This window comes from Photorhabdus akhurstii (assembly GCF_019090985.1).
Classification (GTDB): domain Bacteria; phylum Pseudomonadota; class Gammaproteobacteria; order Enterobacterales; family Enterobacteriaceae; genus Photorhabdus; species Photorhabdus akhurstii.
On the sequence record NZ_CP020335.1, the window covers coordinates 3,697,220 to 3,711,133 of the forward strand.

Consider the following 13,914-nt stretch of genomic DNA (forward strand, 5'->3'; position numbering starts at 1 on the left):
TTATTCTGTTTTAAGAAAAATCCGGTATAAACAACATGTACTGGATTATCATATCAAGGTTAAATTATTCAATATTCCTGACTAATATCAGTATTACACTTCCGCTTTACAACTGAATAACTAATTGCTAACGCCTTATTCAAAGCCTGAACTAAAACAGTTTTATTCTCATTATTCTCTAACAAACTAAAATAGCTACCGGGTATCGCAATCAGCTCAAGAGAAGTATCAGGCATTACCCGTTTCCAGCCCAACGAAGATTCTGATGCAACGTTATGAATGATGCTCGTCTACTTCCAATTTTTGCGTGTGACCATATCAGTATGCAAATCTGCTAATTCATTACCCAACTGAGTTCTGTTCACTCTCTGGCTATTTCGACGAGGTAACTAAGGAAGTTGCAAAACAGTTGGTGGCAAAGGGGCATTTACGACCTCAACGAATTTGTTAGAAATTTGAAAATGGTCATTCCTGACAGCCATCACCAATATTTCTCTCTTAACTTCTTGCTCTCCATAAAAAATAAAAACTGACATACTTAATATCAATTCAATATATTCAGATACTAAATGTTATAGGCCAGATTAATAACCAGAAATCAGCAACAAACAATTAACATTTTTTTGACACTGATTTTCCCGCAATGAAATAAATAATTCATCTTATGATCCAAAATGAGATATTTTATTTTCATTCCTATTTTTTAATATAATATCAATTAATTAATCGCAACTTTCATTAGCTTTAACTTGCACCCACCTATGGAAATGACATATAGTCGAATTAAAGCCCGTGCTATTAATACAGATTATTATTAATTGACTCTGCAATACATCATCTTGCGGAGAGATTTTTTTTTATGCCAATAACGTGAGAACGGTATCACGTGAGGGAAAATTACAATGAATAAGGAAAATATATCCGCCGATGCCGATGCATTACCATCCGCTCTTAACTGCTGCCGATTATTATTACAATTAGCTAAAGGTGAGGCTCAGGAACCACAGCCTTTGCTCTCTCACGGCAAACTGAAACCTGCAATAAAAGAGTACGGTAAGGCACATGATGTTGATCTGGCATTGTGCCGTTTAAAATTCTCCAAGTTAACTCCGAAGCTACTGCCCCTGGCCTTTCGCGACAAACAAGGGGGATTTGTTGTATTAGCTCGCCTTTCCACTGATCAAGCCCTGATCCAGTCTCCTTATGCCGTTTCACCCGAAGTGCTCTCCATCAACGAGCTAGAAGCCAGATGGAGCGGGGAGGTGATCCGGTTAGGGGAAGCTTCCCTCAGGTTCGATGTCTCTTGGTTTATACCCGCGTTTATCCACCATCGCCGCCTCCTCGGCGAGGTGCTGCTTTTTTCCCTAATGCTTCAATTACTTGCCCTAGTCACCCCCCTGTTTTTCCAAGTGGTGATGGACAAAGTGTTGGTACACAAAGCGCTGTCCACCCTGGACGTACTGGTAATCGTGCTGGTGGTGGTTGGGCTGTTCGAAGTGGTGCTCCGGGGACTACGCGAATATCTTTTCGCCCACACCGCCAACCGCATCGATATCACCTTGGGGATCAAGCTGTTCCGGCACCTACTCGGCCTGCCCCTTCTCTACTTCAAACACCGTCAGGTAGGCGCTATCATCACCCGAGTGCAAGAGCTCGACAACATTCGTGACTTCCTGACCGGCTCCATGCTAACCCTGTGCGTGGACCTAGCCTCCACCTTTGTCTTCTTCGGGGTAATGGCCTGGCTATCGCCGTCCCTAACCTGTGTGGTACTGGCGGTGTTGCCACTCTATTTTCTGCTAGCTTGGCTGAGCTCCAAACCACTGCAACAGAGCATCGAACAACAGTTCCAAACGGCAGCCCTCAATACCTCATTCCTGAACGAGTCCGTCAGCGGCGCTGAAACCATCAAGAGCCTGGCGGTAGAACCTAGGATGCAACGGCGCTGGGAATCCCAGACCGCGAACATGGTCGAGGCCGGTTTCCGCACCCAGACCCTCAACAGCTTCATCAGCCACGGGGTTATGCTGCTACAGAAGACGACCGGCGTCGGGATCATCTGGTTGGGCGCCAACATGGTGATCTCTCTGGAACTCACCATAGGCCAACTGATCGCTTTCAACATGATGGTATCCCACATCAACCAACCCATCGCCAAACTCATCGACCTGTGGCAACAGTTTGTCCAAACCCGGGTCGCTGTCGATAAGCTCGGCGACATACTCAACCTGCCCGTCGAGCAGGAGCAGGGGAACATCCGTCCTCAACAACCACTCTCTGGCGATCTACAAATACGCAACCTAGTGTTCCGCTACCAGCCCCATCAAGCCCCAGTGTTGCAGGGTGTTACCCTGCATATCAGATCCGGCGAGAACTTAGGTATAGTCGGCCCTTCCGGTTCGGGTAAGAGTACGCTGACCTGCTTATTACAGAAGCTCTACGCTCCGGACGAAGGGGAGATCTTAATCGACGGCATTCCTCTACACCAGCTAGATCCCGGCTACCTACGCGGCCAGATTGGGGTGGTACTACAGGAGAACTATCTGTTCAACCGTAGCGTACGCCACAACATAGCACTCAAAGATCCTTCCGCCTCGCTGGAGAAGGTGATGACAGTCGCTAAACTGGCAGGCGCACATGACTTTATCCTGCAACTACCTCTGGGTTATGACACGGTTCTGGCCGAGGCTGGCAGCTCCCTATCGGGAGGACAGCGCCAGCGCATTGCCATCGCCCGCGCGCTGATGGCTAATCCCAAAATATTGATCTTCGACGAAGCGACCAGCGCCCTTGATGACGAATCCCAAGCGCTGATCCAAGCCAACATGGCCGAGATCGCTCTAGGGCGCACCGTCATCATCATTGCCCACCGCCTGTCCACGGTGCGTCACTGCGACCGCATCATCACTTTGGAGCAGGGCCTTATCACCGAATCAGGCAACCATCACCAGTTGCTGGCTAAGGAAGGCTGCTACGCCAGATTGTGGCAAATGCAGCAAGAATTACGAAAGGAGACGGCATGATGTCGTTCAAGAAACACCTAAAAACCGTCCTCCTGGCCTGGCGTCGGGAGCGTAACGCTCCTAAAGCGATGAAACGCACCCGCGACGAGTACGAATTTCAGCCCGGCTACCTGGAGATCGTTGAACGCCCTCCCGCTCCTTGGGCAAGGCGCACAGCGATAGCATTGACCCTATTTCTGCTGGTGGTTCTACTCTGGTCCATTGTCGGTCGCCTAGATATTCATGCCAACGCCACTGGCAGGCTGCTGGTGTCCAGCCACTCTAAGGTGATCCAGTCCCTTGAACCCGGCGAGATTGTGGCGATTCATGTACGTGACGGACAAAAGGTTAAGGCCGGAGATGTGCTGATCAAACTCAACCCCATAGGAGTCGAGGCCGAGCTGAAAGAGCGGCAGGAGCAACTAAACTTCAAGCGGTTGGAGCTAGCTAGATTACAGGCCCTGCTAACCGAAACCCCCACTGAGCATTTCGCCGTACAGGAAAGTATACCGCAGGCACAGGTTGAGCTAGCTAGAGAGCACTTGGTCAGCGTCTGGAAAGAGATGGTCGCCAATTTAGAAAGTCTGGACGGAGAGATGAACGTCAACCAAGCGAACCAGAGTGCGCGTAACGCCGATATCACTGAGCTGGAGAAACTGCTAACCAATATCAAAGTGCGTCTTGAAGCCCGTCGTACCCTGGCCGCCAGCAAGCTACTGCCAAAAGTCGAGCTACTAGAACAGGAGAAGGAAAAACTAGAGATCGAACGTATCCTTTCTCAACAGTACGCCGAGTTGGCCGTCCTCAAGGCGCAATATCAGGTACTAGAGGAGAGCCGGAACCGCTACCTGACCAAGACCCGCCGGGAATACTACGACCAGTTGAACGAAGCTCAAACCGCCGTCGCGGTCATGACACAGCAATTGATAAAGGCCGGCGAAAAACAGCGGTTACAGAGCCTGCGGGCGCCGGTCGACGGCGTGGTGCAACAGTTAGCGATCCACACTCTGGGAGGCGTAGTGCAATCGGCCCAACAGCTAATGGTGATCGTGCCCGATGATACCCCCTTAGAAGCCGAGGTGATGGTGCTGAACAAAGATGTGGGGTTCGTGCACGCAGGCCAGACGGTGGAGATTAAAGTCGACTCATTTCCCTATACCCGCTATGGCACTATACGGGGTAAGGTCGCCCACGTCTCCAAGGATGCGGTCAAGGATGAACAACTAGGCTTGGTATTCCCCGCACAGATCCAGATGGAACGCTCCTCCATCGCAGTGGACGAACATGAGGTACCGCTACAGGCAGGCATGAGTATCACCGCGGAAATCCGCACCGGTGATCGACGGGTGATCGACTACCTACTCAGCCCACTGCAACAGTACCAGTCCGAAGCATTGAGGGAACGATAATGTCAACCATCGAATCTATTCTGTCGGAACCGACCACCGTCGACAAAGCCAAGGCTGTAACGGATGGCGGCCTACTGGCTCTGGCTCATGCCGCCCACCATTTCAACTTGGCGGTGGAACCGGAACAACTGAGCCACCGTCTCGGACGCGCCCAAGGAGTCTCGAACAGCCAAGATCTATGCCGCTGCGCCCAGTGGATCGGTCTGAGAGCACGCCCCATCACCACAGATATGAGCCGTCTCGATACCCTACCCCTCCCTATCCTGCTGGATACGGAACAGGGCTGGCTGGCGCTAGAAAAAGTCGAAAGCGAGTTAGTTACCTTATATCAGCCAAGCACCGGCAAGAGATGTCGCTATCCCCGGTCCGTCCTCGCCAGCCATTGGCGAGGCGGCGCAGTGCTGCTGGCGGAAGCGACAGAACCGCCGAAACGGCAGAGATTTGGCTTCGGCTGGTTCGTGCCTTCCATCCGTAAGCATGTCAGCCAGTTCAGGAGCGTGATCCTAGTATCTCTGATGCTACAAGTGATCGCCCTGGTGACACCCATACTGTTCGAAAACGTGATCGATCGGGTGCTGGTCAGCCGTAGTCTATCTAGCCTGCAAGTGCTAGGAATCGCCATGTTGACCCTGGCTTTGTTCGAACCCGTCTATGGTTTCCTTCGTTCCTGGCTATTCGCCAACCTCGCCAGCAAGGTCAACTCCGAGCTTTCCAGCCGCCTTTATCAGCACCTAACATCCCTGCCTATGGGCTATTTCCAGCAACGTCAGACCGGAGAGATCATCGCCCGGGTGCGCGAGATGAACCAGATCCGTCAATTCCTCACCGGTTCGGCGCTGACTATGGTACTGGATCTGGCCTTTGTTGGCCTGTTTGTAGCCGTGATGTTCCTCTACGCCACCGAGCTAACCTGGCTGGTACTCGGTTCCCTGGCGCTCTACTTCCTGTTCTGGCTATGTATCGGACCCATACTGCGTACCCGGGTATTACGGGAATACGAGTTAGGGGCCGACAACACCGCCTTCCTTACCGAGTCGGTCACCGGCATCAAAACCATCAAAACCAGCGCCACCGAAGCCGGCTTCCTACACCGCTGGGAGCGGCAGCTATCCGCTTTCGTCCGCGCCTCATTCCGCGCCAAAGTGGTAGGGATTCTGGCCGGTCAGGGGATCGACCTAATCCAGAAGCTAACCTCCGCCCTGCTGCTGTGGTGGGGCGTTACTCTGGTCATGGAGGGCAAACTCAGCCCAGGGGAGCTGGTGGCTTTCAACATGCTTTCAGAACACGTGACCCAACCGATTCTGCGTCTGGCCCAGATCTGTCAGGATTTCCAGCACACCCTGATCTCAATGCGCAGGATTGGCGACATTCTTGATGAGGAGGGGGAAAGTGGCAATGGCGGCCTGGCCTCCGTACCCAAGTTACAGGGAGGAGTGAGCTTCAAGGGCGTGCGCTTTCGCTATGACAAGGATGGTCAGGAGGTGTTACGCAACCTCAACATCGAAATTCATCCCGGCGAATTCGTCGGCATCACAGGTCCGTCCGGCTCAGGTAAATCCACCCTAGCCCGGTTGTTGCAGCGCCTCTATGTGCCCCAACACGGCCAAGTGTTGGTGGATGGAATCGATTTGGCGATCGCAGATCCGGCAGCATTGCGCCGCAACATGAGCATAGTACTGCAAGAAAGCGTGCTGTTTGCCGGCACCATCGCCGAAAACATCCGCTTATGCCGACCCCAAGCCAGCGATGCGGAGGTGCATGAAGCAGCGACTCTGGCCGGAGCCGATAGTTTTATCAAAGCGCTGGACCGGGGCTATGAGACCCAAGTCGGCGAGCGTGGCGGCCAGCTCTCCGGCGGGCAACGCCAACGCATCGCCCTGGCCCGAGCGTTGCTGACCAATCCGGGGATACTGCTACTGGATGAGGCCACTAGCGCCCTGGACTACGAGTCGGAAGCGGCGGTGATGGCTAACCTACAGCGCATTGCTCAAGGCCGTACAGTGATCAGCGTCGCCCATCGTCTTAATACCCTGCGCCATGCCCAGCGGATTCTGGTGATCAACCAAGGTCAAGTGGTCGAACAGGGCAGCCACGAGCAACTGCTCGCTCTGGACGGACTCTATACCCGGCTGTGGACCTTACAGATGAAAGATTCTCAGCTCGCAAACGACCAACCGTGTCCACCGTAATCCAGCCATTCATGAAGCGTTGTAACCTGTAAATACCAAAGTAGGATTTTCCTAAGGAGAACCATCATGCCTAGTAACAGCTACCAGTCGCTGCTTGCATCTGCGCAGGCGACCTTTAAAGAGATGAAGAGCAAACCGAAGATCCAAATGCTGATTCAAGAGATCAAGAAGGGGTTCCGTGAAAACGGTCGCAAGTGGAGTCCTCAGCTTCTCCAGCAACAGAAAACGCTGGAACAGACGCTAGAGGGCAACGCTTATCGGCGCTACAGTAATGACAGGCCGGTCGGTATCAGTAGCCTCGATAAAAGCGAGCAACAGGCATTTGTCGGTTATATCAAGGCACTGGCGACACGCGCCACGACAGTCGACATCTTGGTACAAGGCAATGAGAAAACAGCTCTGGCTTCGCAAACTGATGACGCCTTGGGCAATGCTGAAGCTTTCCGAATGCTGCCCAAGGATTTTGCGCAACGTTATGGCGCCCGCGGCAAGCTTGGCGCACGGCTGACCATCAACGTTAGCAAGGTGCATTTCAACGTGCTTGCCCGGGCATTGACCCAATTGTTCAATGATGACAATCGCGGCTGGCTGGAACAGGCCAAGATCATGGGGCCGAAAAATCTGGGCAGCCGTACCGACCAAGCCGTTATCTACCTTTCCAGAGCCGGGATCGAGCATGCCCAAACCATCGGCAAAAAGCTTAACGAACTGTTACCGGCGACAGCCTTTGTCGAACACACTCCGACTGGTATGTATCGCGTGGGCAAAGGCATTTCCTATTCTGAAACGGCCGCGGGCGGATCGAGCAGTCATGGTCAGTCCCGAGCGCAACTGATTGCGGCGGCAGGTACACACTCCTTGCTGACCGATATTCCGATCGAGAAGGCCCTGGCGCATACCTTGCAGACGCGCGGGTACGATGTACACAACCCGGCGCTGCTCTCACAAGCACTACGGGATAGTGAACTCAAAGGGGAGCTAGTGCCCATGAATGGCGGCTCTGAGCCTCGTCGGGGCAGCGCCGATATCCATCAGTTCGCCGCCAATCCTGTGTTATTCGCCAAATCCAACACCATCAACGCCGAAACACTGATCAGGTCGGGAAGCCTCCCGGCAGAAGGGAACGCCCTGCTAGTGAAAATCGGCTCAGGCTTGTACGAGCTAGACTACACCGATCGAAACGCTAATAACGATGTAGCGGCAGAAGGCGCTAACAGCATGCCAGCGTATTTTCTCGGCTACGACAGCACCGACCAAGCCAATGCGTCACCAGCCTATGTAGACATTCCTAAACATGCGATCGCGGGAAGCTTTCTGTTTACCGGAACGCTATCGGGCGGCTCGGTGGTTGTGACCAGCCTGGATGCCAATACCTACCGGGTCTACCACGATGGCCGAGTCAACAGTTCGCTGCTATACGATAACGTGGTGATGGCAGTGGACTACAAAGATTACCAAGCAGCAGCCACCACCGAAAACCTCGCCGTGGCGTACATGCAATACGTCAATGACCAATGGCAGTTAGCGCTCCAGCGCCAGGAGTATCAGCAAGACGGCCAGACGCTTCGGCTAAAATTACGCGGCGACGAAGAACCACTCTCGATCCAGATCGCAGACAGTCAAGTGATTGAACGCAACCAAGCTCAATTCGCCACTTACCGTGAAGAAATTCACCAACGACTAAAAAAAGTAGCTGCCCAGTTCGGGGTATCAGTCGAAGGGATCGCCGACAGTGTATACACAGAGGGTGAGTTTTCTCCTGATCATCCCGCAATTGCCGCATGGACCAAGCTGCGCACCGAAGTTTACGACAGGATTAACGCTGATACCAAGCAGTTGGCGGACAAACGAGACAAACTTTATGAAGAGCGGCGCACTAGCTCTCGGCACGACCTGATTGACCAACAGATAAAACAGATCAATATCACTCTGGAGTACTACAAAGCGCAATACGATACGGTTCTGCGTGAAGCTGGCTTCGTCGAACAAAGCTGGTTATGGCAGCAGATCAAATCCAGGGACGGCATGGCCGCCGTGGTGCGGATCGACAATACGTCCATGCAGAACAGCGGACCGGAGCATACCAGTAGCGTGGGCGAACGTTATGCGATCGCCGAAGCTCACCAACATAATGTGCATGGTACCGCGTTTACCAATGGTCAGCGCCACTTCCGCGATATCAACATCCCCGGGCTGTACGACAGAATGTCAGCCCTGGAGATGAAGAGCCTGTTTCTCAAAGGCCAGCTCACTCCCGAGCAGCAAGGCGCTTTGAGCGTTCACATCACTGAAACCAGCCAGGCAGAGTACATCGACAAAGTATTGAAGTGGACGGCGGTGTACAGCGAGGACTTTCATCGCGCCGGAAGTAGCTTCGACCGTCTGGCGCCACAGGATTTTTACCTGTCACTGGTCGGCGACAAGTCCGGCGGCCGTTGCTACCCCTTGGTCAGGGCGATGGCGGTGGCGCTGGCTAACAACGGCGAAGCGGGTATCAACAGTCTGGTGGAAAAACTCTTCCTGGCTGCCGCCGATCCCCACGCAAGCAGTTCCACGCTACTGACAAACAGTCTGATCAGACTACACTCCAATAACGTTGAGGCCGTACAAGCATCAACGGCGCGGGGGCAGGTTAAATTGTCCGAAGTAGTTTCCCTGCTAAAAGGGGCGACCAAAACCTCAATGTTCGCGCTCAATACCCCAAATCACTCAATGATGGTGGGAAATACAATCGGACTCGAAGGACGTCGTTACTATTTCTATGACCCGAATGTCGGGATTTTTGCCTTCAACGATGCAGTCAGCTTCTTCCGGGCCATGAAGAATCACTTGGTGGGGCGCAAACTGGCCGCCCACTACGGTTCGCCTGGCGGCGAGTTGACCCCTATCTTCAACCTGGTGGAGATCGATACCGGCAAGATGGCAAAGGTGCCGGTGGGCAACGACCTGAACGTGGCCGACCTGACCCGCCCCGATGAACTAACCACGGTCATAGAGCAACGGCGGCAGGTTGAACAGGCGGTTAACGCCCAAGTACGGATTGCCAAGGACGCTCGGTTGCACACTGCATTGGCGACCCTCGATGCCGAACAGTGGGGAGCGAAGCTCGCCGAGGCCAGCACACGGCTCGCCCAAGAAAACAACCTTGACCAGCGCTGGATGCCGGTGATTAGTAATACCGAAGATCAAGGCGAAGGCCGCTACCAAATCCAGTTCATCAATCGCGCCCAACCCGAGGAGACCCGTTGGGTGAGCAGCGGCGATACCACCTTTATCGAATTCCGCCGCTTCGTCGATGAACATATGCTCACCCTAAGCCAACATTTCACCTTCGAACACGGCCAGATACGGCCTAAAAGCGGTATCAGCGAAGCAGCTCCGGTTGATGGGTTAAACGCCGGGTTTGCAATACAGACGCTGATCCAATGGTTTGCCGACAAGAACCGCAACGATGCGGCACGTGGGATCGCTTCGCCTGACCTGGCCACCGCGCTCAAGGTCCACAGCTACCTCAACTTTGTCCAGATGGCTCATGGTGGCGTACAGGATGTAACCAAGATTACCGCGCTGGTGCGCACGGCGCTGCGCGGTGAAGTGATGGCCGCCGAAACCTCACTCAAGGACTTTACCTCCATCCTGGGGCACACCGTTAACGAAGGCGCAGGGGTGCTGTTTGGCGGCGCTATGGTCGGTCTGGATGCCTATGAGCTGGCCCATGCTGAGAACGATGTGCAGAAGGCGGTATTCGGTACCCAATTAGCGTTCGACTCGGCCAGCTTCGTCACCGGTACCGCCGGAGTGGGCGCCGGGTTGATGGGCGCCTCGACAGCTGGGGCGGTACTCGGTGGGGCTGGCGTGATCCTTGGCGGGCTTGCGGTAGGCTTTACGGCACTGGCGCAAGCCTTTGGCGCGGTCGCCGAGGATGCCAAGGCAGTAGGCCGTTACTTCAACACGCTCGACGATGCCTACAAAGGCAATGGCTATCGGTATGACAACGAGAAGAAAGTGCTGGTACCCCTGCCCGGGGCTGTGATCAAAACTCTGGATCTGCGCAAGAATCAGATCGACTTCGACAGCCAATATATTTACCGCACCCATTCTGGCTCTACCGGCTCAGGGAGAATCAATTACTTCTTCTGGATCGGCGACTTTCCAAAGATGGTCCATGACCGTAGTCAGGCGATCGAGGTGCGCAGCGGCATTGGTTACAAGGATGCCTCCCGGTCTCTTGAACATGGCGACAGCAATGTTGTGATCTTGCCGGGTACACCTAAGTCCTACATCAACTACGAATACATGCAGCTCCCCGGCGCGACTACGCGTCATGATGCCGGTTTTGATGTGATCCGCAGGCTCGAAGAGGATAAACGGTTCGACTACGACTTCTACATCTTTCCGGGGGAAGTGACAATTCGTAGGATTCATCAGGAGTATGTCGCGACACCAATCGAAGTGGTGCTCGACCAACGCAACCGGCAACTGATAGTGCCCGAACTGCCCAAGGAATTACATGGCTACCTGCATTACGAGATCAAAGGCGCAGGTGGTGAGTACCTGATCGGGCTGAACGAAGGCACCAGCGTGAAGCTCACGAGCGACGCCCCACACAATCTGGTCGGCAGTGCACCGTCGCGCTGGATCATCGATAGCAGCCAGCTCGCCAATGACAGCATCAGCGTATCGAAGAACCAGTTGGTAGTTGGCGGAGTGGTGGTCGAACTCGACTCAGATCGGAAAGAGCAAGTGCTGGTGGTCAACCGCAAGGGCGAAGTGCGCGAAGTCGACTTCGCCAGCCTGACAACTCAGGTAGTAAGCGAAGATGCGAGCAAGTGGCAGGTGCCCGGCCAACAAATTGAGCAGCACCTGAATGATCTAGCCAAGGCACATCAGTTGCACGGGCAGTATGTGGTGGTAGAGAACTACAGCCACAATGGGCATGATGTTGGTCGAGCGTTCTACGACGTGACCAACAAACGGATGCTGTTCACCGACACCACTCACGAACAAACCAAGCATGCCCAACTAGGTGCGGTGATGGGCAACCATGCCTATTTCTACGATGCCGACAACGCGGCGGCGTGGCGGGTAGACATCGCCACTGGACAGATCGACGCGCAGTTTGAGCCTTGGTTCAACCAGAGTGCGGGCCAGATCAGTCGGTTATGGCAAGAAGGGGACGCGGTTTATCTGGCTCGCCGTTATCAGCTAAAAGGGAAGGAAGCTGAACTGAGCTATCGGCTCCTCGGTGACCGAATGGAGTTGGTCAGCGCAGTGGGTGATGATGCGCTACTCCAGCTTTCGGCACGTACCGGTCGGCATGGTGATGAACTCAAAACCATACTCCAGGGCTATGAGAGCAATAGCACCCAGCGTGAAACTCCGACGTATATGTTAGGCGCACGACTGATCCAGCCGACCAGCGCGGCGCTGGTCACGGTATTCGGCGTGGATACGGCTGGCGTGGCGCATCGCTACTGGATACGCACCAGCGACGGTACGCTGATCAAGCCGAATCTGGCACCACCGGCGGATTGGACCTTGCACTTTGAAGCGCACGAACAGACCCGCAGCGCCTGGCCGATCCCAGCCGATCTCGTGTTGGCGGGCAGCATTCCCCGCCCTGCGGGTACAGAAGTATTCTTCTTCTACAGCAAGGAGCAGAAGGCCCTGTTCCGCCAAGAAGGTCCCGGCCAGGCTGTTCTCGACGCCAACCATCCTAGTGCATTACGCATCAGCACTCCAGCGTTGGCTAATCTGGTCAACCTGAACGGTAGCCTGCTCGCCATCACCGAGGATGGTCGTGTGGCCCGGCTCGATGCGCAAGGGCAACTTAACTACGAAGCGGTCAACGAACATTGGCTCAAGGGGCGTACCCACTGGTGGCGAGATCTGGCTAATATCACCGACACCACCACTCTGGCAGTGTTCGGGATCAAAGGTAGCGACGGCAAGAGTCTGTTACCGGTGTGGTACCACAACGGCCAGGTGGTGGTGGCTTCGGCAGCACTGTCAGACAAATCGTTGCAGTTCTTGGGATTCGAAATGGATGGCACCTCCGCGCGTCTCTTTGAGCCAGAAAGCGGCAAGCTGTATCGCCAACCAGCCATGACCGCGAATGCGTTGGCGGCGGCTTTTGGTGGCACCGGCCAGATGCTTAGCGCCTCGGCGCAACTTCCCGTTGCCAGTGAGTTGACGCCTGAGTTGCACCTCAAATCAGCGCAACAAGTCGACGTCGGCATGCGCCTGATCACAGTCAAGGGCGAGATCTTGCTGCGGACCAACAACGGCGAGTTGCAGCTAGTTGGCGTTGACAAAGGCTGGCAGCAGAATAACTTGGCCCAACTGTCACAGGCACTCACTAAACTCGCCGATCAGTGGCAGGCCAAAGGGATACTGACCTTGCAGGACAACAAGGAGCCAGGCTGGTTCGATATCGGCAGCGGTCAGGTATTTTCAGGTAATGGCATTCCTGTCTCGGACAATCTGCGCTTCGTAGGGATTGCCGCAGGCGAAAAGGCGGCGTATGTATACAGCCCGACGACTCAGGCGCTGTATCAGATCAAGGATGGTAGCGCGCAGATGCTCAACAAGTTTACGGGAGTGGAGCGCATCGGTTCTTCCCTTCTGCTCCAAGGCGGAGGAGTTGGCGGCAGCAAAGATGATCTGACGCCGCCGATCATTGCCGGTGTCGACAGTATGGTTCTGCATGGCGGAGCCGATGACGATACCTACCGCCTCAACAAGGCGATGTGGTCCCATTACCGTACAGTCATCATCGATAACGACGACCGGGGCCAAGCCCTAGACCGCCTGATCCTACCATTGGCTGATCCGCAGAGCATCCTAGTGAACCGCCATGATGACGACTTGGTGTTAACCGATTCCAGCAACGGAACGGCTCTGGTGGTGCGTCAGGTATTTGGCAGTCAGGCTATGGCCCATCGGCACCTGCAAATCGAGCTGGAAGGTTCCTCGTCGGTGATCAACGTGGACCACCTAGTCGAGGGCTTTACCCGACGGAGTTACACCAAGGAAGGTCTGATGGAACTGTCCTGGGCTAGCAATCAACCTGTCATCACAACCCATGCAGTTGACGCAGTACCGGGGGCGGAGAAACCGAACCTAGCCAAGCTGAGCGGGGCTATGGCCTCGTTCCCTGATACCGGCGGCGCCCGCGAGCACTTGCCGCAAATCCGTCAGGCTTCACTGTCGGTGCTGGTGTCATCGCTGTCCTAAGGTAATACCTGAAACAACAGAAGGGGCGAAATGTCCCTTCTGTCTCAGATTGCTGGCAAACCTCGTTGAAAAGAGGGT

General features: G+C 54.4%; 5 protein-coding genes. 4 read left to right on the forward strand and 1 reads right to left on the reverse strand.

The annotated features are described in order from the left end of the window. Nucleotides 1-68 precede the first annotated feature (68 nt). Nucleotides 69-236, reverse strand: a complete 168-nt coding sequence (locus B0X70_RS15880) for a hypothetical protein (RefSeq protein WP_157297547.1) — start codon at nucleotides 234-236, stop codon at nucleotides 69-71. Between the two features lie 666 nt (nucleotides 237-902). Between B0X70_RS15880 and B0X70_RS15885 the strand changes: the two genes are divergently transcribed. From B0X70_RS15885 to B0X70_RS15900, 4 genes are all read left to right on the forward strand, one after another. After that, a complete protein-coding gene (locus B0X70_RS15885; protein WP_217469785.1) occupies nucleotides 903-3,023 on the forward strand; it encodes a type I secretion system permease/ATPase in 2,121 nt (706 codons plus the stop codon). Beyond that, the gene (locus B0X70_RS15890) at nucleotides 3,023-4,411 is read left to right on the forward strand and encodes an HlyD family type I secretion periplasmic adaptor subunit (RefSeq protein WP_217471755.1); all 1,389 of its coding nucleotides are present in this window, start codon (nucleotides 3,023-3,025) and stop codon (nucleotides 4,409-4,411) included. The genes B0X70_RS15885 and B0X70_RS15890 overlap by 1 nt, the downstream gene beginning before the upstream one ends. After that, nucleotides 4,411-6,600, forward strand: a complete 2,190-nt coding sequence (locus tag B0X70_RS15895) for a type I secretion system permease/ATPase (protein ID WP_246593319.1) — start codon at nucleotides 4,411-4,413, stop codon at nucleotides 6,598-6,600. The genes B0X70_RS15890 and B0X70_RS15895 overlap by 1 nt, the downstream gene beginning before the upstream one ends. A 66-nt stretch (nucleotides 6,601-6,666) precedes the next feature. Continuing rightward, entirely contained in the window at nucleotides 6,667-13,836 is a 7,170-nt protein-coding gene (locus tag B0X70_RS15900) for a TcdA/TcdB pore-forming domain-containing protein (protein WP_217469786.1), read from the forward strand. Nucleotides 13,837-13,914 lie beyond the last annotated feature (78 nt).

Coding starts and splice junctions, on each gene's coding strand:
- B0X70_RS15900 (WP_217469786.1), top strand. CDS start 6,667: ATGCCTAGTAACAGCTACCAGTCGCTGCTTGCATCTGCGCAGGCGACC.
- B0X70_RS15885 (WP_217469785.1), top strand. CDS start 903: ATGAATAAGGAAAATATATCCGCCGATGCCGATGCATTACCATCCGCT.
- B0X70_RS15880 (WP_157297547.1), bottom strand. CDS start 236: ATGCCTGATACTTCTCTTGAGCTGATTGCGATACCCGGTAGCTATTTT.
- B0X70_RS15890 (WP_217471755.1), top strand. CDS start 3,023: ATGTCGTTCAAGAAACACCTAAAAACCGTCCTCCTGGCCTGGCGTCGG.
- B0X70_RS15895 (WP_246593319.1), top strand. CDS start 4,411: ATGTCAACCATCGAATCTATTCTGTCGGAACCGACCACCGTCGACAAA.